Consider the following 24,748-nt stretch of genomic DNA (forward strand, 5'->3'; position numbering starts at 1 on the left):
AAGCAAAGCGTAATCAAGCCACTACTTCGCGCGACGGCTCGCGGCCCACTCGACGGTCTTCTTCACGCCGGTCGACAGGTCCGTACGCGGCTGCCAGCCCAGCCCCTCGTGCGCCGGCACCGGATCGACCGCCATCGCCGGCAGGTCGCCCACGCGCGGCGGCGCGAAACCGGGCTTGTCCTGGGCGCCGGCCGCGTCGGCGATCAGCGAGTGCAGCCGCCGGTCGGTCGTCTGGATGCCGGTGCCGAGGTTGAAGCGGCGGCCGTTGCCCTCGCCGCCGCACGCCCTGACGAAGCCGTCGACCACGTCGCCGACGTAGACGTAGTCGCGGGTCTGGGTGCCGTCGCCGTACAGGACCGTCGGCGTGCCGTTGAGCAGCGCGTCGGTGAAGATCGCCACGACGCCGGCCTCGCCGTCGGGCGACTGGCGCGGGCCGTAGACGTTCGACAGCACCAGAGTGGTGTACTCGATGCCGTACAGGGCGCGGAACGTGGCCAGGTAGATCTCGCCGCTCAGCTTGGAGGCGGCGTAAGGAGAGCGCGGGTCCGTGGCCGCGTCGCCCGGCACCGGGATCGTCGCCGGACGGCCGTAGACGGCCACCGACGAGGCGAACACCACCTTGCGGGTGCGCCCCTCGTGGGCGGCGTTCAGCACGGCCGCCGTGCCCTCGACGTTGAGCCGGGCGTCGTGGGCCGGGTCGATGACGCTCTTGCGCACGCTGATCTGCGCCGCCAGATGGCAGACCACCTCCGGCTGCAGCTCGGCCATCAGCCCGACCAGCGCCGGATCCCTGATGTCCATCTCGTGCAGCCGGAACCGGTCGCTGCGCGCCGCCTCCACCAGGTTGTCGCGCGAGCCGGACGACAGGTCGTCGACGACGTGCACCTCGTGCCCGTCGGCCAGGAGGCGATCGACGAGATTCGAACCGATGAACCCGGCACCCCCGGTGACCAGAACGCGCATGAAGGAGATCCTAGTCCGCCCCTGGTCCCGGTCGGCCGCTCGTCAGTCGGCCAGCTCCGAACGTACCTGCGCGATGCGGGCCAGCACCTTGCTGCGCAGGTCGGCGGGGACCGGGTCGCACCCGCAGTGCTTGTGCACCAGAGCCTTGACCGCCTTGTCGAGGTCGTACTCCTTCAGGCACGGGCTGCACTCGTCGAGGTGCACGCGGATCTCCGCGACGTCCCCCTCGGTCAGCTCACCGTCGAGGTAGGAGTACACCTTGTCGAGGACCTCGCGACAGTCGGTGTCATGCGGGTTTCCACAGCTCATTTCGATCCCTCCGCCGGGACCAGGCCACGCTCGCGAGCATAGTCCTCAAGGAGGCCCCGCAGCTGCCTGCGTCCTCTGTGCAGCCTCGACATCACGGTGCCGATCGGAGTGCCCATGATGTCGGCGATCTCCTTATAAGGGAAGCCTTCGACGTCCGCCAGGTAGACGGCGATCCTGAACTCCTCCGGCAGGGCCGCGAGCGCCTGCTTGATGTCGCCGTCGGGCAGATGCTCCAGCGCCTCCACCTCGGCCGACTTCAGCCCGCTCGAGGTGTGGGACTCGGCGCGCGCCAGCTGCCAGTCCTCGATCTCCTCGGTGCCCGACTGCTTCGGCTCGCGCTGCTTCTTGCGATAGCTGTTGATGAAGGTGTTGGTCAGGATCCGGTAGAGCCACGCCTTGAGATTCGTGCCCTGCTGGAACTGGTGGAACGACGCGAACGCCTTGGCGAAGGTCTCCTGCAGCAGGTCCTCCGCGTCCGCGGGATTTCGGGTCATCCGGAGCGCGGCGGAGTAGAGCTGCTCGAGATACGGCATGACGTCGCGCTCGAATCGCTCGCTTCGCTGCTCCAGCGTCTCCGCGCCTGTCGCGGGCACCGGACCCACCCCCCTAAGATCACCGGTGGCCGGCTGTGGCGGTACACCGTACTCAGGGGAGGATACCCGCTGGCCCGCGACCGCTCGGTCAGCGGGCCGGGGTTCTACCAATGTGAGCATGCTCGTCGCAACACGCCCGCGCCCTTGTCTGTTCCCGCAAGATAGAAGGTACGAAGGACCCGGTGCGGGGAACGTCATACGTACCGGCTGGTAGCCCTTTTTCCGGAACCCAGGAGTCGCGTGTGCTGCCCATTCCGGCCGAGGAACTGAACGGCTCAGGGACGCTCGGGCCGTACTGGACCTTCTACCGTGCCGTAGCCGCCGAACAACTCAACCGATGGCTCCCCGCCGAACCCTCCGTGATCCTCGATCTGTCCGGCGGGCGCGGCAAGTGGTCCGGCCAGGCCGCCAGGCTCGGGCATCGGGTCGTCGAGGTGCTCGACTTCCGCCGGACCGCCGACGGGCAGTCCCGGCTGCGCGACGCCGACCGCGTCCGCCACGTACGCGCCGACGACCTCTCCTTCCTCCCCGACGCCAGCGTCGACGCCGTGCTCGCCGAGGAACGCGCCATGTCGATCGAGCTCATGGCCGAGTCCGCCATGAGCGACGTCGCCAGAGTGCTGCGGCCCGGCGGCCGCGCCCTGATCTGCGTCGACTCGCTGGTGCTCGGCATGGCGATTCTGGCCGAGCAGGAGCAGTGGCAGCACCTGCGGCAGACCGGCGAGGTCATGCTCGTGCCCTGGCCCGACGGCAGCATCACGCGCTGCTTCAGCAGCGGGCAGCTGCGCGAGCTGCTCGTCGGGGCCGGGCTGGAGGTCGAGTGGATGCGGCCGCGCACCGTCCTGTCGCCGTCCACCGTCGACCACGTGCTGAGCTCGGACGCGCGGGCGCTCAACTACCTGGTACGGACCGAGCTCGAAGCCCAGCCCAACGACGACGACACGGTGGGCATCCACCTCGTCGCCAGCGCCCGCCGTCCCGGCTAGTCCGGGCTGGTTCCGGCTAGCCGGGCTGGTCCGGGCTGGTCGCGGCTAGGAGCGTCCCGTACACCTGCTGGGCCTGGGGCGCCTCTTGCGCCGGCTCACCCGCCGCGGTCACCGCGCCCGGCGTCCTTCGCGCCGCCGTTCTTCGTGTCCGGCGGCTTCGGGACGTCATGGGCGGCTCAGCGGCGGCGTTCCTGCTTGCCCTGGCACTGCACGCAGCGCGCGGCCTCCGGACGGGCCTCCAGCCGGCCCTCCGGAACCGGGCTGCCGCAGTCGACGCACCTCCCGTACACGCCTTCGTCGATGCGCTTGAGCGCCTCCATGATCGCCTGCCGCTGCGCGGTGGCCACGGTCAGCATGGCTTGAGCACGGTCGGCGTCGGTCAGGTCGGAGCCGGCGTCCGCCGCGGAGTGCTCACGTACGGCGACGGGGTCGCCCTGGAGGACCCCGATCGAACGATCCAGTTCCGCGAGCATGTCTTCCAGCCGCTCACGAGCGGTCGTGACGTCCACGAATCCGCACCTCCGGGTGAATGAGGGCAACCCGCGACGAGGACTCCCCGGATGTCCCGCCCGGTGCAATTAGGGGGCATTTTCTGGCGGTGACATCGAGTAAACGGATGCATCGCTTTCCTCACCGGATGCCCGCTAACCGCGCTTCTTACACCTTTAGAAAAGCGCGGTTTCCTCCTCCTCAGGGAGAGGTTTGATGAGGTCCGGGCCATTGTTCCGAACGTTGTTGACATCCGTCGACACCGCGTACGCCGTCAGCCGCCCCGACTCCGCCGGCACCAGCAGCCGCCCCGCCTGCTCGGTGTCGGTCAGCTTGGGGTCGAGCCACTCCGCCCAGCGCTCCCGCTCGATCATCATGGGCATCCTGTCGTGGATGCGGCCCAGGTGATCCTCCGCGTTGGTGGTGATGACCGTGCACGTCACCAGCCACTTCAGCGGGTCGTCGTCCTCACGCGACGGGTCCTTCCAGAACTCGTACAGGCCCGCCATCGCCAGCACCCCGCCGTCCGACGGGTGGATGAAGTACGGCTGCTTCTTCTTCTTTTCCCCCTCGACCGGCATCCACTCGAAGTAGCCGTCGGCCGGCAGCAGGCACCTGCGCTTGGCGAACGCCTGCCGGAACGACGGCTTCTCGGCCAGCGTCTCAGCCCTCGCATTGATCATCCGCGAGCCGATCGACGGGTCCTTCGCCCACGCCGGCACCAGCCCCCACTTGACGACCCTGAGCTGCCGCACCGCCCGCTCGGCCTCCTTGGGCACCCGGCTCAGCACGGCGTAGACGTTCTTCGTGGGCGCGACGTTGTAGTCGGCGCCGAGCTCCTTGTCGGGCTCGGCATCCTGCTCGACCTCGAATTCCTCGAGCAACTCGTGCTTCTTGCGCGCCGAGGCGTATCTACCGCACATGACCCCACACTGCCACGTCCCGCCTTGGACCGCATGCCTCCCCACGCACCGGCCGCCCCTCCTCCGCGCCCTTCGCCATCCGGCCCGGGGCCGGCCCCGCGCCGCACGCCGTTCACGACACGGCCTGAGGCCGCCCCGCGCCGCACGCCCTTCACAACGCGGCCTGGGGCGCCGCGTCCGACACCCTTCCCCATATGCCCGCCACAACCGCCCTGCACCCCGCGCCCGCACCCACGCCCCACGGCCACGCCAAGGCGCCGTGCCCCGCGCACCACATCGCCCCTTTGACCACCCTCCCGCCACCTGCCCGTGCCACACCGCACCCGCCACGCGCGCGCCCTGCACCGCGCCTCACGCCTTTCGTCACCTGCCCGCCTCCGCGCCCCGTGCCCTGTATCAGCCGCCCACCACCGCCTGCGCCCTACGCCACGCCCCTTTCGCGGCCGCCCCGCCGCGTGCCCCCATGCCGCGCTCCCCACGCACCCTCACCGCGCGCCCAGCACTCCCGCTCCACACCTGCACCGTGCACCCTGCGCCACGCCCTTTGCCGCGGCCCCCCGCACCCTGCGCCGCATGCCGCGCCCTCCACCGCGCGCCTATTGCCGCGCCCATCACGCGCCCTGCACCCGTCGCGCGTCCCGTGTCGTGCCCGTTGCGCGTCCCATGTCGTGCCCGTCGCGCGTCCCGTGTCGTGCCCGTCGCCCCTCCTGTGTCGTGACCGCCACCGGCCCTTCGGCGCGGTCGTCCACAGGGGGCGGCAATCCGGCGACCGTTGTCCACAGGCAGGCGACAGGGTGGTGACCGGCGTCCACAGGCTGTGACCCCGCCCCTCCACGGCCAGTACTCTTTGACCATGCCCGCTCCGCACTGGCCCGCGCCGACGGCGACCACTCCGGTCACCGCCATCGTCCCGCTGCCCGGCTCCAAGTCGGTGACCAACCGTGCGCTCCTGCTCGCCGCGCTCGCCGACGGCCCGGGGGTCGTGCGGCAGGCGCTGCGCAGCCGCGACGCCGACCTGATGGTGGCGGCGCTGCGGGCCCTGGGCACCACGCTGACCCCCATGAGGGAGACGTCCGCGGGCGTCGACTGGCAGGTGACGCCAGGCCCGATCCGTGGTGGCGCGCACATCGACGTGGGCCTGGCGGGCACGGTCATGCGGTTCGTGCCTCCGGTGGCGGCGCTGGCCGACGGCCCAGTCTCCTTCGACGGCGACCCGCACGCGCGCAAGCGCCCGATGGGCCCCATCCTCGACGCCCTGCGCGCCCTCGGTGCGAGGATCGACAACGACGCGCTGCCGTTCACGATCAGCGGGCCGCTGGCGGGCGGCGAGGTCACGCTCGACGCGTCGGGCTCCTCACAGTTCGTCTCGGGTCTGCTGCTGGCGGCGGCACGCTTCGAGAAGGGCATCACGATCCGCCACGTGGGCCCGCCGGTGCCCTCACTGCCGCACATCGAGATGACCATCGAGATGCTCAGGGCGGTCGGCGTCCGGGTCGACGCCGGCGAGCGCGACGTGTGGCGGGTGGAGCCGGGCCCGATCGCGGCCAGAGACATGACGGTCGAGCCCGACCTGTCCAACGCGGCCCCGTTCCTGGCGGCGGCCCTGGTGACGGGCGGCACGGTCACGATCCCCGCCTGGCCGCTGCACACCACCCAGGCAGGCGACGCCCTGCGCGACCTCCTCACCACCATGGGCGCCACGGTCACCCGCACCCCTGCCCACTCCACGAGCCCCGCCACGACCGCCGCAGGCGTCGACGCGACGACCGCGGGTTCCGACCCAACCGCCACGGGATCCGGCGCGACCGCCACGGGATCCGGCGCGACCGCCGCGGACCTCGGCACGGCCGCCATGGGCTCCGGCGCAACGGCCACGGTATCCGGCACGACCACCACTGGCTCTGGCACGACCACCACTGGCTCTGGCACGACCACCACTGGCTCTGGCACGACCAGCACAGGACCCGGCACGACCGACCTTGTGGTCACGGGCACGGGTCACATCACCGGTATCGACGCCGACCTGCGTGACGTGGGCGAGCTGACCCCGACCATCGCCGCGCTGGCGGCGCTGGCCTCGACCCCGAGTCGCATCAGGGGCGTGTCCCACCTGCGCGGTCATGAGACCGACCGCCTCGCCGCCCTCGCCACCGAGATCAACCGCCTCGGGGGCGACGCCGAGGAGACGGACGACGGCCTGATCATCCGCCCCCGCCGCCTCCATGGGGGCACCTTCCACAGCTACGACGACCACCGCATGGCCACGGCCGGCGCGGTGATCGGCCTGGCGGTGCCGGGCGTGGAGGTGGAGAACATCGCGACGACCGCGAAGACCCTGCCGGAGTTTGTCCAGATGTGGACGGCGATGCTGGAAGCCCGATGATCTCCGCCATCAGGGCCGCCCGGCACCGTCGCCCGGCCGCTGGTTTCGCCCGGGTCGAGCCGGGCACGTCGGAGAAGGGCAGCACGTGACAGCGCGCTGCCCGTATGGCGATCACGACATGTACGAGCACGACACCGCCACCCCTCCAGGCCGGGGTGGCACCCACAGCACAGGCACCGGCTCCACATCCGCATACCCGCACCCGGTCAGCGCCGCCCGCACGTGCCGGCCCTCCACGAGCCGACCCCACGCGCACCGACGCCGGCCAGGCCACGTCCACACCGGCCACCGCACCGCAGAGCCCGGCCCCGCCGCCCGGCGCACTGCGAGCCACGGCCACCCCGTCCGACACACCGCAGGGCACGGCCACCCAGACCGACGCCTAACAAAACACGGTCACCCAGGCCGACGCCCAGCAGAACGCGATCGCCCAGGCCGACGCTCAGCAGAACGCGACCACCCAGGTCGGCGTACCACCGCAAGGCACAGCCACTCAGGCTCGCGCACCTCAGGGCACGACCAGCCAGGCCGACGCCCGGCAGGGCACAGCCACCCAGGTTGGCGTACCACCGCAATGCATAACCGCTCAGGCTCGCGCACCTCAGGGCACGACCAGCCAGGCCGACGCTCAGCAGAGCACAGCCACCCAGGCTGCCGCATCGCAAGGCACGGCCACCCCGGCCGACGTTCAGCAGAGCAGCACAACCACCCAGGCTGCCGCTCAGCAGGACGTGGCCACCACGGCGGGTGCACCGCTATCGCGGTGGCCGGCACGGTCAGCACCACGGACGGCGGCCGCACCTCGCGGCCCAGGCGCCACCGTCAACAGCACTACACAACACCCGCACCACAAGCACCATCAGAGCCAGCAGCACTGCGACAATCACCGCAGTCACCGTCACAAGCACAGAGGGGAAGCGAGCGTATGGGAGTGGACCGCTGAGAAAGCGGGAGTACGACGAGGACGACGTACGGGTCAGGCCGGGCAAGGGCTCCCGCCCCCGGACCCGGATCCGTCCTGCGCACGAGGATGCCGTGGAAGGGTTCGTGGTGGCCGTCGACCGGGGCCGCTACACGACGCTGGTGGAGCCGGAGCGCCCGAAGGGGTCGGCGCAGAAGCGCAAGCCGCCGCAGCGCCGCCTGGTGGTGGCCATGAAGGCGCGCGAGCTGGGCCGCAAGGGCATCGTGGTCGGTGACAGGGTGGCGCTGGTGGGTGACGTCTCCGGCCGCCCCGACACGCTGGCCAGGGTCGTACGCGTGGAGCCGCGCACGTCGATGTTGCGCCGCTCGGCCGACGACACGGACGACACCGACGGCATCGAACGCCCGGTGGTGGCCAACGCCGACCAGCTCGTGATCGTCACCGCGCTGGCCGATCCGCCGCCGCGTCCCCGCATGATCGACCGGATCCTGGTGGCGGCGTTCGACGCCGAGATCGACACCCTGCTGTGCCTCACCAAGTCCGACCTGGCGCCGCCCGACGAGCTGGTGGCACTCTACGAGCCGCTGGGCGTGCCGCACGTCGTGGTGCACAAGGGCGGCTCCCTCGACGAGCTGCGCGACCACCTGGCGGGCCGCATCAGCGTCCTGGTGGGCCATTCGGGCGTCGGCAAGTCCACGCTGGTCAACGCGCTGGTCCCCGACGCCAACCGCGCCGTCTCCCACGTCAACGCCGTCACCGGCCGTGGCCGCCACACCTCCACCTCGGCCGTGGCGCTGGAGCTGCCCGACGGCGGCTGGATCATCGACACGCCGGGCGTACGCAGCTTCGGGCTGGCCCACGTGTCGGTGGAGACGGTGCTGGCCGCGTTCCCCGACCTGGTGGAGGGCACGGTCAACTGCCCGAAGGGGTGCACGCACCTGGACGAGGGTTGCGCGCTGGACGCGTGGGTCGCGGCCGGCAACGCCGACCCCACGCGCCTGGAGTCTCTCCGCCGCCTCCTGTCCAGCCGCGAGGGCACCACCGACGACCCGTCCGCCCCCCGCCGCGACCCCACCCCGGACGACACCCCCTGACGGAGGCGCCCACGTCGGAGGCCGACCCTCCCCAGCAGCGGGCCGCACGCCTGCGCCGTGACGGCGTGCGGCTCCGGCGCAGACGCAGGCGCAGGTCAAAGGGGACTACATGTTGCGTGTACGGCACCGTCACGAGCCGAGGGCGGATCGCGCCTGCACCGTGACGGTGTACGAAACCCTCACAGGCCAAGGCCGGACCGCGCGCCCGCGCCGCGACGGTGTACCGAACCCTCACGACCATGGCGACCTGCAGCCTGCGCCAACGACACCCTCACGGACCCAGGCCGGACTGCACGCCTGCGCCAACGACACCCTCACGGGCCAAGGCCGGACCGCATGCCTGTGGCGCGACGGCGTGCGGCATCCTCACGCACCAAGGCGAACTGCCCGCCCGCGCCACGACCGTCCATGACACCCGCAGGGCGGGGCGGACCGCATGCCGGTACCGGGGCGAAGACTTGCACCACCCTCACAGGGCAGGCACGCTCCCATCGCCCCCTCACGGACCGAGCACGTCCTCGTCAGGCAGTCAGTCGGCGCCCCCGAGCCAGACGACCTCGTACCACCGCAGCGGCCGCAACGTCGCGAACGCGGCCCGCAGCTCAGCCACCGAGGCGGTGTCGCCGAACACCTCCACGGTCACGGCACCGTGTGGCGCGATCACGGCGTACCGCTTGTCATCGCTACGGACCCACACCCCGTCCGGCTCCTTCTCGCACCGCACCCGCCCGGCCCCGGACGGTGCCGGTCCCGAACGATGGAACCCGCCGTTGTAGCAGGTCTCCTGAGGCTCCGTCCACTTCCTGGGCTCTGCGGAGACGACCAGTTCGGCGCCGTCGCGCTGCCGCTCGTACCGCAGGGTGAGCGTCGCCTCCACGGCGGAGAACGTCGTGAGGCGGTAGCCGGGCGCGTCGAGGCCGACGGCGGGCACGCCGTCGCGGGCCAGCACCTGCATGCCGGCCAGCGCCGTGAGGGAGTCCCGTCCCAGCGGGGCGAGGAGGCCGAGGACGAGGAGCGCGCCGAGGACGGGCAGGCGCACGTTCCTGCTCATCGGCACCACCAGCGCGGCGGCGAACGTGAAGGCGCCCACGCCGAGGCCCATGAACACCAGGCGGCCGCCCCACTCCCCCAGGTCCACGATGTCCTGGAAAGGAATCGCGATCGCGGGGATGTAGACCATGACGCCCGACGACCCCACGGCGGAGATCAGCCACGGCAGCGGCAGTCTGCCCCACCAGCACAGCAGGCCGCCCGCCGGGAAGGCGCCGGCCAGCATCGCCAGGAACACGAGCAGGTTGACGTGTTCTCTCGCTAGGACGGCGAGCGTCGCTTGGCCGAGCCCGATCACGGCGCCCGCCAGCGCCGCCCGCATCAAGGCGTTCATGCCCGATCATGGACCATGATCACAACCACCTGTCAACAGCTGGAGCAGGCGGGCCGGTCCCGGGTCAGGGTGAGGTGGGGCGGTTCGGGCGGAGGGTCCAGGTGACGGTCAGGGTCGAGACGACGGTGCCGTCGGCGTTGGTGAGCTCCACCGCCACGTCGAACTCCGGCCGCTCCCCCGCGTCCAGCCTGGCCACCACCTCCTCCCGCGACGCGAGCAGCCGCGCCTCGGCCCGCACTTCCCCCAGCGCCACCTTCCGGTACGCGATGGTGGCCGTGGTGGGCAGGGGGACGGCCCGGCTGAGCTGGTCGCCCAGCGCGGACAGCACGGCGGCCCCGGACGCGGACTCGGCGAGGGTGAAGAGCACCCCGGCGTGCGGCCCGGCCACGTGGTTGTGCAGGTCCGGGCGATCGGGTACGTGGCAGACCGCGTGCCCGTCGGCAACCGTGTCGAAGACGATCCCCAGAGTCCGGGCAAACGGAACTGTATCCAGCAGCAACCCACCGACATCTACCGACATACCGCACATGCTACTGGTCAGTAACTGGAACACGAGTTACCAGAAATGGGGCGTTGGCGACTGATGTTCTGATACCCGACACGGTAGCGTGGGCGATCGTGCAGGGTTACAACGATGATCTTCGCCTCGCGCATGTCATGGCGGACGCCGCCGATGACCTGACCATGCGGCGGTTCAAGGCGGTCGACCTCAAGGTCGAGACCAAGCCCGATCTGACGCCGGTCAGCGACGCCGACCGCGCGGTGGAGGAGGCCATCCGGGGCACGCTGCGCCGTGCCAGGCCGCGCGACGCGGTGGTGGGCGAGGAGTTCGGCAAGACCGGGTGGGGCGCCCGGTCGTGGATCATCGACCCCATCGACGGCACGAAGAACTACGTGCGCGGCGTGCCGGTCTGGGCCACGCTGATCGCGCTCATGGAGTACGGCAAGGTCGTCGTCGGCCTGGTCTCGGCCCCCGCCCTGGGCCGGCGCTGGTGGGCGGCGGCCGAGGGCGGCGCGTGGACGGGCAAGAGCCTGACCAAGGCGTCGCGCATGCACGTGTCGTCGGTCTCGACGCTGGAGGACGCCTCGTTCTCGTACTCGAGCTTCGGCGGCTGGGAGAAGAGGGGCAAGCTCGACAACTTCCTCGACCTCAGCCGCGCCTGCTGGCGCACCCGCGCCTACGGCGACTTCTGGTCGCACATGATGGTCGCCGAGGGCTCGGTGGACCTGTCGGCCGAGCCGGAGCTGTCGCCTTGGGACATGGCTGCGCTCACGGTGATCGTCGAGGAGGCCGGCGGCGTCTGGACCGACACCGCCGGGGTGCGCGGCCTTGAGGGCGGCAGCCTGGTGTGCACGAACGGCGTCCTGCACGACGAGGTGATCAACCGCCTCAACGGCACCACGATCAGGAGCTAGCCACGCGGGGTGAGCAGCCCCGCCCGTGCCCGGATGTCCGCGGTCGCGGCGTTCAGCTCCCGTTCATCCTTGATGGTCACATTCCCCTCGTACGTGACCCCGCCCGGCACGTCGTCGTGCCCGAGGGGGTCGGCGTCCCAGAAGTTGCCCCGGAAGACGACGTTCTCCAGCGGCGGCCCCACGTGCAGGACGGCCGTGTTGTCGGCGCGCGCGACGACGTTCTCCTCGACGACGACCCCGCTGGCGCCGTAGTCGAGGTAGAGCCCGAAGTTGTACGGCGTGCGCGTGTCCGTGATCATGTTGCCCCGCACCTCGGCCCCCTCGCCCTGGGCCCCGGACAGGTACACGCCGCCGCCGTCGGCCAGCACCTGCATGGTGTCCACGGTGAGGTTGCGCAGGATCCTGGTGCCCTCGCCGGGCCCGGCGACGATGCCGCAGTGCGGCACCTGCGTGATCTCGTTGTTCGCGACGACGCAGCCCTTCGTGCCGGTCACGGCGATCCCGGGCGACCCGCTGAACTCCAGCCCGATCCGCCGCACCCGGTTGTCCTCCAGGGTGGTGGCCCGGCTGCCGGTCACCACGACGCCTCCGGCGGAGATCGTCTCGAAGTCGCAGCCGCGTACGGTGAGCCGGTCGCCTCCGGAGACGCCCAGCCCGGAGGCTCCGAGCCGGGTGAAGCGGCAGCCCTCGATCACGACGCCCGTCGTGTCGTCGAACGTGACGCAGGCGGGAATCGTGACGGAACTTGAAGGATACGTCACGGAAGCACCTTCTCCGAGCACGGCCGTCTCGACACCGCCGCCCTCGTAGTAGCCGCTCCCGTGGTAGTGCACGAACCCCTCGGGCCGGCCCGGCCGCAGCCAGGTGGCCTCGGCGAACACCAGCCCCCTGAACGCCACCTCCCGCGCCCCCGCCACCCGCACCAGCGTCTCCAGCACCGGCGCGACCACCGTCGTCCGCGCGGGATCCTCACCCGGCAGCGGCAGGTAGAGCAGCACGTGCTCGCCCGGCCGCGACCGGTCGAGCACGAAGGTGCCCGGCTCGCGCAGGAAGCCGGGCTCGTTCTCGATCGACGTCGGCAGCCCGGGGCCCCGCGAGGTGTTGCCCGCCCACGTCGAGTTGTACAGCTCGACCGCCCACCCGAATCCCGGCTGAGCCATGGTGATCACCGTCCGGTCCCCGTCGGCGCCGGCTTCCGCCATGCCCAGCCGCGCCTCCGACCAGGGATAGACGCCCCGATAGACGAACTCGGCGCTGCGCCAGCCGCGCGGCTCGGCGCTGTCGGTGACGTACCCGGTCGCGGTCGCCTCGGCGGCTCCCGGCAGGCCGGCGACGGCGGCGCGGGCGGCCCGGCGGCCGTCCACGTAGAGCTGGCGGACCTCCAGGTCGCCGACCTCGGCCCGCCAGACCCCGTCGCGCTCCTGCCACCCGCTGATCGGCCGGCCGCCGCTCACGACCGCCTCCTCCTGCGCGGCGCTCCCGTAGCCGTACGCCTCGTAGACCGTCCCCGAGTCGGGCTCGGCGAGCTCGAACGGCCGGGTCAGCACGTGGGTGCCGCCCCGCAGCCGCACGACCACCTCGCCGGGGACCTCGCGCGCCGCCGACCGGGCCCGCTCCAGGGTCAGGAACGGACGCTCGGCGGACCCGCTCCAGGAGTCGTCCCCTTGGGGGGACACGTGGAACTCCATCTCAGCCACCTCCAGTCTGTATATGCCGTACACCGAGTACTACACCATAAACTAGGAGGCATGCCAACAAGCCAGGATCCCGTCGAATTGTTGTGGCGAAAGGAGGAGCCGGAGCCGCGTCCCGGCCTGAGCGTGGGCAGGATCGTGCGCGCGGCCATCGAGCTGGCCGACGCCGAGGGCCTGGAGGGCCTGTCCATGCGCAAGGTCGCTGACCGGCTCGGCTTCACGACCATGTCGCTCTACCGCCACGTGCCCGGCCGCGACCAGCTCGTCGACCTCATGCGCGACGAGGTCATGGGCGAGCACCCGGAGCTCCCGCCCGAGCGGGAAGGCTGGCGGGCCCGGCTGGAGGCGATCGCCCGGCAGGCGTGGGAGATCCGCAGGCGCCACCCCTGGCTGGCCGAGGTGCGCGGCACCCGCCACCTGCCCGGCCCCCACGGCGTCGCCCACTACGACGCGATGCTGGCCACCCTGACCGGCACCGCGCTGCGGCCGTCCGAGGTGGTCGCGGCGATCGGCCTGCTCGGCCGCTTCGTGGACGCCGAGGCGCTGGTCCTGGTCGAGACGCGGCGCGAGGAGCAGCGCAGCGGCGTGTCCGAGCAGGAGTGGTGGGGCGCGCGCGACTCCCTGTACGAGCGCCTCGACCAGTACCCGGCCCTCAGCCACCTGTGGGAGTCGGGCGCCTGGGACGCCCCTGAGGACTCCTTCGAGTTCGGCCTGCGCCGGCTCCTGGACGGCATCGAGGCCCTCATCCAAGAGCGTGATGAAACTCGTGACGAAACTTGCCAGGAGTGCGGCAAGCCCCTGGAACCCACCGCCCCCTCGGGCCGCCCCCGCGTGTACTGCTCACGCGCGTGCCAGCAACGCGCCTACCGCAAGCGCAAGGACGGCTGAACCGGCACGAAAGCCATCAAAAGCCAACGCGGCTCAGAGGGCCAGCACCCGCCGCACCGCCCGCATCAAGCTCCCGCGATACCCCTCCCCGTACAGCACCACGTGCACGAGCAGCGGATGCAGCTGGTGCAGCGGCACCCGCTCCCGCCACCCCTCGGCCAGCGGCCACTCCTCCCGGTACGCCCCCAGCACCCGATCCAGGTACGGCAGCCCGAACAACTCCAGCATCGCGAGGTCCGTCTCCCGATGCCCCCCATGGGCCGCGGGGTCGATCAGCACCCCGCCCCCTCCGGACCACAACACGTTCCCGCTCCACAGGTCCCCATGGATCCGCGCGGGCGGCTCGGCGGGCCCGGCGACCTCGGGAAAGCGCTCCACGGCCCGCTCCACCAGCGCGGCGTCGGCGGCGGGCAGCCGCGCGAGCCGCAGGAACGGCAGCACCCGCCGCTCGCCGTAGAACGCGGGCCAGCCGTCGCAGGGCGCGTTGTCCATGGGCAGCTCGGCGATGAACCCCGGCCACGGTGCGCCGAAGCCCGGCGCCCCGGCCCGGTGCAGCCCGGCCAGCGACCTTCCGAACCGCTCGGCCGCCGCCGGGGAGGGCCGCTCCTCGCGTACCCAGGAAAGGACGAGCCGGTCGGGCCCCACCTCGATCACCTCGGGCACCGCGGCGGCCTCGCCCAGCCAGCGCAGCCCGGCCGCCTCCGAGGCGAACATCTCGGAGGCGGCCCCGACCTTGGCGAACACCTCGCGCCCGTCGTCCAGCACGCCCCGCCGCAGCCGCCACCCGTGCGAGGAGCCGAGGTCGTCAGTGAATCTCATCGAGCTCATCGGCGATGTGCTTGGCGACGCCCTCGGAAGCGGCCTCGACCAGCTCCAGCACCTCCTCGAACCCCTCCCGGCCCCCGTAGTACGGATCCGGCACCTCGGCCCCCTCAGGCGCCGCCGGGTCGAACGAGCGGAACAGCCGCACCTCCACCCCGGCCGGAGCCAGCCGGCGCAGGTTCGACAGGTTGTCCCTGTCCATGGCGAGCACGAGGTCGTAGCGGTCGAACCAGTCTTTGGTGAACTGCCTGGCCCGGTGCGCCGAGCCGTCGTACCCGTGCTGGGAGAGGATCTCCAGCGCCCGCTCGTCCATCGGATCGCCGACGTGCCACCCGCCCGTCCCGGCGCTCTCGACGGTGACCCGCCCGCCCAGGCCGCGGTCGGCGAGCGTCCGGCGGAGGACGACCTCGGCCATCGGCGATCGGCAGATGTTCCCCATGCACACCAGGCATACGCGATAAGTCATAACCCCCATCATGAGGGTGACCTGGTGCGTTCACCGAACGTTCACCCTCGGTAGGGGGTCTGAGTCACCTTGGCTGCATACCTTCATGGCGACTAAGGACCAAGTGGGAGGAACCCAACCGTGAAGTATGCAGGCCGGCTCGCCGCCGTCGCCGTCGTCGGCGCGCTCTCGCTCGCTGCGTGCGGCACAGACAACAACAGCGGCGCTGGCAGCACCAGCCCCGCCAGCGCCAGCGCACCCGCCGCGGGCAACGACAACGGTGGCCTGAGTGGCACGATCAACGCCGCGGGCTCCTCGGCCCAGGCCAACGCGATCACCGAGTGGACGAAGAACTTCACGGCCACGAACCCCGGTGTCACCCTGAACTACCAGCCCAGCGGCTCGGGCGCCGGTGTGCAGGCGTTCATCCAGGGCACGGTGTCCTTCGCCGGCTCCGACTCTGCCCTCAAGGAGGACGAGCCCACCCAGGCCAACGCCCGCTGCAAGACCGGCAACGCCATCAACATCCCGATGGTCACCGGCCCGGTCGCGGTCGTCTACAACCTGCCCGGCGTCGAGGGCCTGCAGCTCTCCCCCAAGACGCTCGGCGGCATCTTCAACAGCACGATCACCAAGTGGGACGACGCCGCCATCAAGGCCGACAACCCCGACGCCAAGCTGCCCTCCACGCCGATCCAGGCCTTCCACCGCTCCGACGAGTCGGGCACCAGCGACAACTTCACGAAGTTCCTCAAGGCCACGGCCGACTGGCCCTACGAGCCCGCCAAGGCGTGGCCCGCCGAGGCCAAGGGCCAGGGCTCCAAGGGCTCCGACGGCATCGCCTCCTCCGTCAAGGACACCGAGGGCGCGATCAGCTACGTCGAGCTCTCCTACGCCGAGAACTCCTCGCTGCAGAAGGCCAAGGTCGCCAACGGCGCCGGCGAGTTCGTCGAGCTGACCCCCGAGAGCGCGGCCAAGACGGTCGAGACCGCCGAGATCAAGGGCACCGGCAACGACCTCGCCCTGTCGATCGACTACGCCACCAAGACCGCGGGCGCCTACCCGATCGTCCTGGTCACGTACGAGATCACCTGCGAGAAGGGCCTGCCGGCCGAGGAGGCCAAGGTCGTCAAGGAGTTCCTCAAGTACACCTCCAGCGACGAGGGCCAGGCGGCGCTGAAGGAGCTGGGCTACGCCCCGCTGGCGGGCACCCTGCTCACCAAGGTCCGCACCGCGGTCGAGGCGATCTCCTAACCCCCGATGGCGACCAACGTACGTACCCGTGACGGCGGGCCGGCGACGAGCCGGTCCGCCTCGCGGCGCAGCCGCGGTGAAGCGCCCTTCCGTTACCTGTCCACCGCGGCCGGCGTCGCGCTGCTGGCGATCATGGCGGCCATCGCCGTGTTCCTCATCAGCGAGGCGATCCCGGCCCTGCAGGCGAACAAGGCGAACTTCTTCACGGAGCTGACCTGGGAGCCCAACAGCAGCCGCGAGTTCGGCATCGCGGCGCTGGCGTTCGGCACCGTCCTCAGCTCCCTGCTCGCGCTCGTCATCGCGACCCCGGTCGCGGTCGGCGTGGCCCTGTTCATCTCGCACTACGCGCCGCGCAGGCTGGCCGCCCCGCTCGGCTACCTGATCGACCTGCTCGCCGCCGTGCCCTCCGTCGTGTACGGCCTGTGGGGCGTGGCGTTCCTCGTGCCGCTGCTGCGCACGCCGTCGCAGTGGCTCAACGAGAACCTCGGCTGGTTCCCCCTGTTCGCCGGCGAGGGCATCATCGGCGGCAAGACCATGATCGCCGGCGCCGTCGTGCTGGCCATCATGATCCTGCCGATCATCGCCGCCATCTCGCGCGAGGTGTTCCTCCAGGCTCCCAAGATGAACGAGGAGGCGGCGCTCGCGCTCGGCGCCACCCGCTGGGAGATGATCAGGATGGCCGTGCTGCCGTTCGGCCGGCCCGGCGTCATCAGCGCCGCCATGCTCGGCCTCGGCCGCGCCATGGGCGAGACCATCGCGGTCGCGCTGATCTTCCCCGCCACCTTCGACATCACCTTCCAGATCCTCACCCCACACGCCAACAGCATCGCGGCCAACATCGCCAACGGCTTCGGCGAGGCCAACGACATCGGCCGGGGCGCCCTGATCGCGTCCGGTCTGGTCCTGTTCATCATCACGCTGCTGGTCAACATGGCCGCGCGGTTCGTCATCAACCGCCGCAAGGAGTACGCGAGGGCCGGCGCATGACCACGATCCAACACATCTCCACCGGCCGCCGCATCAAGGACCGGGTCGTCCAGGGCCTGGTCTATCTGGCGTTCGCGCTGGCCGTGGTGCCGCTCATCTCCGTGCTGTGGCTGGTCATCTCCAACGGCCTCGAGCGCTTCGACCTGGAGTTCCTCACCCACTCCATGAACGGCATCGGCGCCAGGGACGCCCACGGCGGCGCCTACCACGCCATCATCGGCACGCTCGAACAGGTGCTGCTGGCCTCCCTCATCTCCGTGCCGATCGGCCTGCTCACCGCCATCTACCTGGTCGAATACGGCAACGGCGGCCGATTGAGCCGCTCCATCAGCTTCTTCGTGGACGTCATGACCGGCGTCCCTTCCGTCGTTGCGGGCCTGTTCGTCTTCGCGTTCTGGATCCTGTTCCTCGGCTTCCAGTTCTCCGGCTGGGCGGGCGCGCTGGCGCTGTCCATCCTGATGATGCCGACCGTCGTGCGATCCGCCGAGGAGATGCTGCGGCTCGTGCCGGGCGACCTGCGCGAGGCGTCGTACGCGCTGGGCGTGCCCAAGTGGCGCACCATCGTCAAGGTCGTGCTGCCGACCGCGTTCACCGGCATCGTCACCGGCGTCATGCTGGCCGTGGCCCGCGTCGCCGGCGAAACCGCGCCGCTGCTGATGACGGTGTTCTTCACCAACTCCATCAACAACGACCCGTTCAACGGGCCGCAGATGGGGCTGCCGCTGTTCGTCTTCGACCAGGCGGCCCGGCCCAACGACACCGCCATCGACCGGGCGTGGACCGGAGCCCTCACGCTCATCCTGATCGTCATGCTGCTCAACCTGGTGGCGCGCCTGATCGCCTGGTGGCGCTCGCCCGCCAGAGGCCGATAGGGGGTAACCACCGCAATGTCCAAGCAGATCCAGGTCTCGGGCCTGGACGCGTACTACGGCTCGCACAAGGCGATCGAGGACGTGTCCATGACCATCGAGCCCCGCTCGATCACCGCCTTCATCGGCCCTTCCGGGTGCGGCAAGTCGACGTTCCTGCGCACGCTCAACCGCATGCACGAGGTCATCCCCGGCGCGCGCGTGGAGGGCAAGGTGCTGCTCGACGGCGAGGACCTGTACGCGCCCACCATCGAGCCCGTCTCGGTGCGCCGCATGATCGGCATGGTGTTCCAGCGCCCCAACCCGTTCCCCACGATGTCGATCTACGAGAACGTGGCCGCCGGCCTGCGCCTCAACCGCGGCCGCATCTCCCGGTCCGAGCTCGACGGCATCGTCGAGGAGTCGCTGAAGGGCGCCAACCTCTGGAACGAGGTCAAGGACCGCCTCAACAAGCCCGGCGCCGGCCTGTCCGGCGGCCAGCAGCAGCGCCTCTGCATCGCCCGCGCCATCGCGGTGCAGCCCGAGGTGCTGCTGATGGACGAGCCGTGCTCGGCGCTCGACCCCATCTCGACGCTGGCCATCGAGGACCTCATGGCCAAGCTGAAGGACAAGTACACCATCGTCATCGTCACCCACAACATGCAGCAGGCCGCCCGGGTCAGCGACCGGACCGCGTTCTTCAACCTGGCCGCCCAGGGCCAGCCCGGCAAGGTCATCGAGATGGACGAGACGTCCCGCATGTTCACCAACCCGACGCAGAAGGCGACGGAGGACTACATCACGGGGCGCTTCGGCTGATGACCCGACAGCAGGCGGCATCCACGATGAACGGGGACACGAGGACCAAGCCCGTACTGCTCATCGCCGACCCGGACGACGCCGTCGTGGACGACGTGGCCACCGCCCTCGAACGCGAGGGCGTGGCCGTGACCGGGGCCCCCGACGGCGCGCAGGGGCTGCTGCAGGCCGGCGCCCTCCAGCCGGACGTGGTGCTCGTCTCGGCCACGCTGCCGGTCATCGACGCGGTCGACTTCGTCCGCGCCGTACGGCAGTCGCGAGCCGTGCCCGTGCTGCTCGGCGTCGGCGAGGGACACGCCGAGCAGGCGGTACGCGCGCTCGCGGCCGGCGCCGCCGCCTGCGTCGCCAGACCCTACAGGGTGCCGGAGCTGCTGCCGTTCATCCAGGCGGCCTCGCCCGAGTCCCGCAAGGTGCTGGCCGTGGGCGGGGTCGAGCTGGACGTCCAGGCTTATCAGGTACGCGTCGCCGGGCGAGCTGTGCACCTGCCGTTGCGCGAGTTCGAGCTGCTGCAGTACCTCATGCGCAACGCCGACCGCACGGTCACCCGAGAGCAGATCATGCGCCACGTCTGGCACGCCGCCGCCAACACCTCGACGAACACGATCGCGGTGCACGTCAAACGGCTGCGGGCGCGCCTGGGCGACGAGGACGACCAGCTCATCCAGACCGTACGCGGCGTGGGCTACCGGCTCGTCACCCCGGGCATCGCCGAAAGCCGCGCGTGATCCGCTCGACCTTCGTCACGCCTGGCACCGCAGGGAGCCGCGCATGACCTCGACCTTCGTCACGCCTGGCACCGCCGAAAGCCACGCATGATCCGCTCGGCCACGCCTTCGACCGTCGCGATGCCGTACCCCACCTCAGGGCTGCCCTCGGTGAGTACGGCAACGGCGTAGTCGCGCCCGCCGCCCCGGATCAGCCCCACGCTGACCGTGGCCCAGCGCTTGGTCGAGACCCGCTTGAGCCAGCCGTTCTTCAGCGCCACGCGCTCGCCCCGGCACGCGGCGGCGCTGATGCCCCAGTCCTGGCCGTCCACGACCGCGCCCATGAGCCGCAGCACCTGCCTGCGCTCCGCCGCCTTGAGCGGGCTCTTGCGGGATACCAGCGCCTCCATGAGCCGCACCTGGTCGTCCACGGACGTCTTGGTGATGCCCCAGCAGTAGAGGTCGACGCAGCTGCCCGGCACGCCCGCCGTGTCCTTCAGCCCGAACCTCTTCCCCGCCGCGCTGAACCCCTCCGCACCCCCGATCCGCACCCACAGCCGGTCGGCGGCGTGATTGTCGCTGGAGCGGATCATCGACTCCGCGTCCCGCCGCACCGCCGCGGGCAGCCTCTTCCATGGGGTACGCAGCAACAGCGCCATGAGGATCTGCACCTTGGCGGTGCTCGCCGTGATCAGCCGCTCGCCCGCGTGATACCGATAGACCCGCCCGGTCCCCAGCTCCTTCACCATCGCCGTCACCGGCCCCGGCCTGCCGCGGAGGAACGCGTCGAGCCGCTTCGAGATCCGCTTGGCCGGCACCTCCGCCACGGCCTCACTGACCAGCCGCGCCTCGGCCAGCCGCATCCCCGGCACCGCGGCGGCCTGACGCACCGTGGCGTGGGATCCGGACGAGGGCACGGCGGCGGCACTGACCTCGGCAGGCACCTGATTCCCCGGCACCACCAGCGGAGCCGTCAGCGCGAGCAGGATGATCAGTCGTGGTAGCGCCTTCGCCCCTACCGCGATCACTGCAGCATTATCACGAAGAGCTCAGGCGCCCCGCCAGTGTGCGGCCGCACTGTTCACCCACGGGCCGCCCCACGGCAAGCACCCTCACCCCGGCGGATCCGCCCCCGCGAAGTCCTGGTAGGCGCTGTCGAAGTACTTGGCGAGCTGCACGTCGCGATCGGAGATGCGGTGCCCGATGTCCCACGTGGTCAGGAAGACCCGCACGTGCCGCCAGACGTTCTCCCAGCGCGGATGGTGGATGGCGATGTCGCAGCCGGGGGCCACCTCGTTCATGAACGCGATCGCGTCCCTGAAAGTCTTGAAACGGTACTCCCGGTAGAGCTCCACCCTGGTCCGCGACGGATCCTGCGGCAGCGCGCTCTCGACCTCCCGGCGCACCCAGTCATTCTCCTGGTCGATCAGCCGCTCCCCCCACTCGTTGGCCGCCCTGATCCACTGAGGGCCCATGACCACCAGGACGACCTTCGCCTGGGCGAGGGCTTCCTCCAGCCTCTTGGGCCAGACGGCTCCGGGCGCGATGGAGGAGGTGTCCATGAAGACGGCGGCCTCTCCATAGGCGTGCTGGAGATCGGCGTACAACCGGCCGGCCACGGCGCCGCTGTCGGCGCGCCGGTAGGAGATGAAGATCTCGCTCACGAGCCCTCCCCTGAGGATGACCGGCCATAGTGGCCGGCTTCCGCTCGTGAACGCGACCGCACTATGCCGTCCCGGCCCGGAACAAGCGACGCCCTCCGGAAACAGAAAAGGCCCCGACGCGTTGGCGTCGGGGCCCTTTCCTATAAAGATTGTCCGGCGGTGACCTACTCTCCCACACCCTCCCGAGTGCAGTACCATCGGCGCTGGGAAGCTTAACTTCCGGGTTCGGAATGTAACCGGGTGTTTCCTTCCCGCCATAACCGCCGTAACCCTGCGAAACAGCCATTTGCTGTCTCAGAACTGCATAGTGGACGCGAGCAAGACAACTTTGAAAAGTCTGCTTTGTGGTCAAGTCCTCGGCCTATTAGTACCGGTCAGCTCCACACGTTACCGCGCTTCCACCTCCGGCCTATCAACCCGGTCGTCTACCGGGAGCCTTACCCCCTGTTACAGGGTGGGAGACCTCATCTCAAGGCGAGCTTCCCGCTTAGATGCTTTCAGCGGTTATCCCTTCCGAACGTAGCCAACCAGCCGTGCACCTGGCGGTACAACTGGCACACCAGAGGTTCGTCCGTCCCGGTCCTCTCGTACTAGGGACAGCCCCTTTCAAGTCTCCTACGCGCGCAGCGGATAGGGACCGAACTGTCTCGCGACGTTCTAAACCCAGCTCGCGTACCGCTTTAATGGGCGAACAGCCCAACCCTTGGGACCTACTCCAGCCCCAGGATGCGACGAGCCGACATCGAGGTGCCAAACCATCCCGTCGATATGGACTCTTGGGGAAGATCAGCCTGTTATCCCCGGGGTACCTTTTAGCCGTTGAGCGACACCGCTTCCACACGCCGATGCCGGATCACTAGTCCCAGCTTTCGCTCCTGCTCGACCCGTCAGTCTCACAGTCAAGCTCCCTTGTGCACTTACACTCAACACCTGATTGCCAACCAGGCTGAGGGAACCTTTGGGCGCCTCCGTTACCCTTTAGGAGGCAACCGCCCCAGTTAAACTACCCACCAGACACTGTCCCCGATCCGGATCACGGACCAGAGTTAGACGTTCAAAACGACCAGAGTGGTATTTCACCAATGACTCCACCCGAACTAGCGTCCGAGCTTCCCAGTCTCCCACCTATCCTACACAAGACGCTCCAAACGCCAATGTCAAGCTGTAGTGAAGGTCCCGGGGTCTTTCCGTCCTGCTGCGCGTAACGAGCATCTTTACTCGTAGTGCAATTTCGCCGGGTCTGCGGTTGAGACAGCGGGGAAGTCGTTACGCCATTCGTGCAGGTCGGAACTTACCCGACAAGGAATTTCGCTACCTTAGGATGGTTATAGTTACCACCGCCGTTTACCGGCGCTTAAGTTCTCACCTTCGCCAGCTTGCGCTAGCTAAGCGGTCCCCTTAACGTTCCGGCACCGGGCAGGCGTCAGTCCGTATACATCGTCTTACGACTTCGCACGGACCTGTGTTTTTAGTAAACAGTCGCTTCCCCCTGGCCACTGCGACCCCCACCAGCTCCGAGTGCAAGACTCATCACCAGCAGAGGTCCCCCTTCTCCCGAAGTTACGGGGGCAATTTGCCGAGTTCCTTAACCACAGTTCACCCGATCGCCTTAGTATTCTCTACCTGACCACCTGAGTCGGTTTAGGGTACGGGCCGCCACAACACTCACTAGAGGCTTTTCTCGGCAGCATAGGATCATCCACTTCACCACAATCGGCTCGGCATCACATCTCAGGATTAACGCGCGGCGGATTTGCCTACCGCACTCCCTACATGCTTACCCCAGGACAACCATCGCCTGGGTTGGACTACCTTCCTGCGTCACCCCATCGCTTACCTACTACCCAATCAGGCCGAGCGTTCACTCTGACCCCAAGCCCGAAGGCTTTAGGCGAGTTAAGGACTCTTAGTATCAAGGGGTTCAGTATGGGCGCATTGAAGCGGGTACGGGAATATCAACCCGTTGTCCATCGACTACGCCTGTCGGCCTCGCCTTAGGTCCCGACTTACCCTGGGCGGATTAGCCTGGCCCAGGAACCCTTGGTCATCCGGCGCGAGGGTTTCTCACCCTCGATTCGCTACTCATGCCTGCATTCTCACTCGCACAGCCTCCACAACTAGATCACTCTGCTGCTTCGCCGGCTGCACGACGCTCCCCTACCCACCAACAGCGCAAGGCTGTCAGTGCCACGACTTCGGCGGTGTACTTGAGCCCCGCTACATTGTCGGCGCAGAATCACTTGACCAGTGAGCTATTACGCACTCTTTCAAGGGTGGCTGCTTCTAAGCCAACCTCCTGGTTGTCTCTGCGACTCCACATCCTTTCCCACTTAGCACACGCTTAGGGGCCTTAGTCGGTGATCTGGGCTGTTTCCCTCTCGACTACGAACCTTATCGCCCGCAGTCTCACTGCCACGCTCTCACTTACCGGCATTCGGAGTTTGGCTGACGTCAGTAACCTTGTCGGGCCCATCGGCCATCCAGTGCTCTACCTCCGGCAAGAAACACGCAACGCTGCACCTAAATGCATTTCGGGGAGAACCAGCTATCACGGAGTTTGATTGGCCTTTCACCCCTACACACAGATCATCCCCCAGGTTTTCAACCCTGGTGGGTTCGGTCCTCCACCCAGTCTTACCTGAGCTTCAACCTGCCCATGCGTAGATCACCCCGCTTCGGGTCTACAGCATGCGACTCAAACGCCCTCTTCAGACTCGCTTTCGCTACGGCTCCCCCACACGGGTTAACCTCGCCACACACCATAACTCGCAGGCTCATTCTTCAAAAGGCACGCAGTCACATCACAGCTGAGCAAGCCCAGCTAAGCTCCTACGGCTTGTAGGCACACGGTTTCAGGTACTATTTCACGACCCCTCACCGGGGCACTTTTCACCTTTCCCTCACGGTACTCGTGCACTATCGGTCATCAGGGAGTATTTAGGCTTACCAGGTGGTCCTGGCAGATTCACACAGGATTCCTCGAGCCCCGTGCTACTTGGGATCCCCTCCAACAGTCGACAAGGTTTCGCCTACCCGGCTCTCACGGTCTACGGCAGCCCTTCCCAGAGCTTTCAACTACCCCATCGATTTATCACTGTTCGAAGCAGCGGCAGCCACTTCAAGAAGGTCCCACGACCCCGGACATGCAACGCCTGCCGGCT

At 69.2% G+C, this 24,748-nt stretch carries 22 protein-coding genes and 2 rRNA genes (1 of these 24 running past the window's edge); 10 read left to right on the forward strand and 14 right to left on the reverse strand.

The window, feature by feature from the left end:
* Positions 1-21: 21 nt before the first annotated feature.
* Genes KIS93_RS25265 through KIS93_RS25275 form a run of 3 tightly spaced genes read right to left on the reverse strand, consistent with a single transcriptional unit; the run spans position 22 to position 1,874 of the window.
* Positions 22-963, reverse strand: coding sequence for an NAD-dependent epimerase/dehydratase family protein (locus KIS93_RS25265; RefSeq protein ID WP_080045331.1), 942 nt, complete (start codon positions 961-963; stop codon positions 22-24).
* A gap of 42 nt (positions 964-1,005) precedes the next feature.
* Positions 1,006-1,272, reverse strand: a complete 267-nt coding sequence (gene rsrA, locus KIS93_RS25270) for a mycothiol system anti-sigma-R factor (protein ID WP_080045330.1) — start codon at positions 1,270-1,272, stop codon at positions 1,006-1,008.
* Positions 1,269-1,874: a sigma-70 family RNA polymerase sigma factor gene (locus KIS93_RS25275; RefSeq protein ID WP_043624264.1), complete on the reverse strand. Its 606-nt coding sequence runs from the start codon at positions 1,872-1,874 to the stop codon at positions 1,269-1,271. Before KIS93_RS25275 ends, rsrA begins: the two co-directional genes overlap by 4 nt.
* A gap of 233 nt (positions 1,875-2,107) precedes the next feature.
* On the opposite strand from KIS93_RS25275, the gene KIS93_RS25280 reads away from it, so the two are divergent.
* Positions 2,108-2,851, forward strand: a complete 744-nt coding sequence (locus KIS93_RS25280; RefSeq protein ID WP_080045329.1) for a class I SAM-dependent methyltransferase — start codon at positions 2,108-2,110, stop codon at positions 2,849-2,851.
* A 176-nt stretch (positions 2,852-3,027) separates the two neighbouring features.
* Here the strand turns inward: KIS93_RS25280 and KIS93_RS25285 are convergent, their stop codons facing one another.
* The gene (locus KIS93_RS25285; protein ID WP_080045328.1) at positions 3,028-3,360 is read right to left on the reverse strand and encodes a TraR/DksA family transcriptional regulator; all 333 of its coding nucleotides are present in this window, start codon (positions 3,358-3,360) and stop codon (positions 3,028-3,030) included.
* Positions 3,361-3,516: 156 nt separating this feature from the next.
* Positions 3,517-4,263: an SOS response-associated peptidase gene (locus KIS93_RS25290; protein ID WP_080045327.1), complete on the reverse strand. Its 747-nt coding sequence runs from the start codon at positions 4,261-4,263 to the stop codon at positions 3,517-3,519.
* 853 nt (positions 4,264-5,116) lie between these two features.
* Between KIS93_RS25290 and KIS93_RS25295 the strand changes: the two genes are divergently transcribed.
* Positions 5,117-6,646, forward strand: coding sequence for a 3-phosphoshikimate 1-carboxyvinyltransferase (locus tag KIS93_RS25295; protein ID WP_080045325.1), 1,530 nt, complete (start codon positions 5,117-5,119; stop codon positions 6,644-6,646).
* A 939-nt stretch (positions 6,647-7,585) separates the two neighbouring features.
* Positions 7,586-8,662 (forward strand): ribosome small subunit-dependent GTPase A, encoded by a 1,077-nt coding sequence (gene rsgA / locus KIS93_RS25300; RefSeq protein WP_080047518.1) that lies wholly within the window; start codon positions 7,586-7,588, stop codon positions 8,660-8,662.
* Between the two features lie 529 nt (positions 8,663-9,191).
* On the opposite strand, the gene KIS93_RS25305 is transcribed toward rsgA, so the two are convergent.
* Both KIS93_RS25305 and KIS93_RS25310 read right to left on the reverse strand, forming a co-directional pair.
* Entirely contained in the window at positions 9,192-10,046 is an 855-nt protein-coding gene (locus KIS93_RS25305) for a hypothetical protein (RefSeq protein ID WP_080045324.1), read from the reverse strand.
* Between the two features lie 64 nt (positions 10,047-10,110).
* A complete protein-coding gene (locus KIS93_RS25310; RefSeq protein ID WP_230465809.1) occupies positions 10,111-10,566 on the reverse strand; it encodes a DUF4442 domain-containing protein in 456 nt (151 codons plus the stop codon).
* Positions 10,567-10,664: 98 nt separating this feature from the next.
* Here KIS93_RS25310 and hisN point away from each other — a divergent pair, with 98 nt between their 5' ends.
* On the forward strand, positions 10,665-11,462 hold the full coding sequence (gene hisN / locus KIS93_RS25315) for a histidinol-phosphatase (RefSeq protein ID WP_080045323.1): 798 nt from the start codon (positions 10,665-10,667) through the stop codon (positions 11,460-11,462).
* On the opposite strand, the gene KIS93_RS25320 is transcribed toward hisN, so the two are convergent.
* Complete coding sequence (locus tag KIS93_RS25320; protein ID WP_080045322.1) at positions 11,459-13,150, reverse strand: right-handed parallel beta-helix repeat-containing protein; 1,692 nt, start codon at positions 13,148-13,150, stop codon at positions 11,459-11,461. The two genes, hisN and KIS93_RS25320, sit on opposite strands and share 4 nt — an antisense overlap.
* A 60-nt stretch (positions 13,151-13,210) precedes the next feature.
* On the opposite strand from KIS93_RS25320, the gene KIS93_RS25325 reads away from it, so the two are divergent.
* Entirely contained in the window at positions 13,211-14,044 is an 834-nt protein-coding gene (locus tag KIS93_RS25325) for a TetR/AcrR family transcriptional regulator (protein WP_080045321.1), read from the forward strand.
* A gap of 33 nt (positions 14,045-14,077) precedes the next feature.
* Here the strand turns inward: KIS93_RS25325 and KIS93_RS25330 are convergent, their stop codons facing one another.
* The gene (locus KIS93_RS25330; RefSeq protein ID WP_080045320.1) at positions 14,078-14,863 is read right to left on the reverse strand and encodes a fructosamine kinase family protein; all 786 of its coding nucleotides are present in this window, start codon (positions 14,861-14,863) and stop codon (positions 14,078-14,080) included.
* Entirely contained in the window at positions 14,850-15,332 is a 483-nt protein-coding gene (locus KIS93_RS25335) for a low molecular weight protein-tyrosine-phosphatase (protein ID WP_080045319.1), read from the reverse strand. The genes KIS93_RS25330 and KIS93_RS25335 overlap by 14 nt, the downstream gene beginning before the upstream one ends.
* A 120-nt stretch (positions 15,333-15,452) precedes the next feature.
* Between KIS93_RS25335 and pstS the strand changes: the two genes are divergently transcribed.
* From pstS to KIS93_RS25360, 5 genes are read left to right on the forward strand one after another with little or no spacing between them, the layout of a single operon-like run.
* The gene (gene pstS, locus KIS93_RS25340) at positions 15,453-16,565 is read left to right on the forward strand and encodes a phosphate ABC transporter substrate-binding protein PstS (protein WP_080045318.1); all 1,113 of its coding nucleotides are present in this window, start codon (positions 15,453-15,455) and stop codon (positions 16,563-16,565) included.
* 6 nt (positions 16,566-16,571) lie between these two features.
* Positions 16,572-17,552 carry a phosphate ABC transporter permease subunit PstC gene (gene pstC / locus KIS93_RS25345; RefSeq protein WP_080045317.1) on the forward strand — a complete coding sequence of 327 codons (981 nt, stop codon included), beginning with the start codon at positions 16,572-16,574 and terminating at the stop codon, positions 17,550-17,552.
* On the forward strand, positions 17,549-18,424 hold the full coding sequence (pstA, locus tag KIS93_RS25350; protein WP_080045316.1) for a phosphate ABC transporter permease PstA: 876 nt from the start codon (positions 17,549-17,551) through the stop codon (positions 18,422-18,424). Before pstC ends, pstA begins: the two co-directional genes overlap by 4 nt.
* A gap of 15 nt (positions 18,425-18,439) precedes the next feature.
* Positions 18,440-19,219 carry a phosphate ABC transporter ATP-binding protein PstB gene (gene pstB, locus KIS93_RS25355; RefSeq protein ID WP_080045315.1) on the forward strand — a complete coding sequence of 260 codons (780 nt, stop codon included), beginning with the start codon at positions 18,440-18,442 and terminating at the stop codon, positions 19,217-19,219.
* A gap of 26 nt (positions 19,220-19,245) precedes the next feature.
* Positions 19,246-19,944 carry a winged helix-turn-helix transcriptional regulator gene (locus KIS93_RS25360; protein ID WP_246005366.1) on the forward strand — a complete coding sequence of 233 codons (699 nt, stop codon included), beginning with the start codon at positions 19,246-19,248 and terminating at the stop codon, positions 19,942-19,944.
* A 59-nt stretch (positions 19,945-20,003) separates the two neighbouring features.
* On the opposite strand, the gene KIS93_RS25365 is transcribed toward KIS93_RS25360, so the two are convergent.
* The 4 genes from KIS93_RS25365 to KIS93_RS25380 form a co-directional block, all read right to left on the reverse strand.
* Positions 20,004-20,951: a serine hydrolase gene (locus KIS93_RS25365; protein ID WP_230465808.1), complete on the reverse strand. Its 948-nt coding sequence runs from the start codon at positions 20,949-20,951 to the stop codon at positions 20,004-20,006.
* Between the two features lie 84 nt (positions 20,952-21,035).
* Positions 21,036-21,587: a 4a-hydroxytetrahydrobiopterin dehydratase gene (locus KIS93_RS25370; protein ID WP_222107623.1), complete on the reverse strand. Its 552-nt coding sequence runs from the start codon at positions 21,585-21,587 to the stop codon at positions 21,036-21,038.
* 151 nt (positions 21,588-21,738) lie between these two features.
* Positions 21,739-21,855 (reverse strand): 5S ribosomal RNA (gene rrf, locus KIS93_RS25375).
* Between the two features lie 76 nt (positions 21,856-21,931).
* A 23S ribosomal RNA gene (locus tag KIS93_RS25380) occupies positions 21,932-24,748 on the reverse strand (it continues 290 nt past the right edge of the window).

It is taken from the genome of [Actinomadura] parvosata subsp. kistnae, assembly GCF_900323885.1.
In the GTDB taxonomy this organism is placed as follows: domain Bacteria; phylum Actinomycetota; class Actinomycetes; order Streptosporangiales; family Streptosporangiaceae; genus Nonomuraea; species Nonomuraea composti.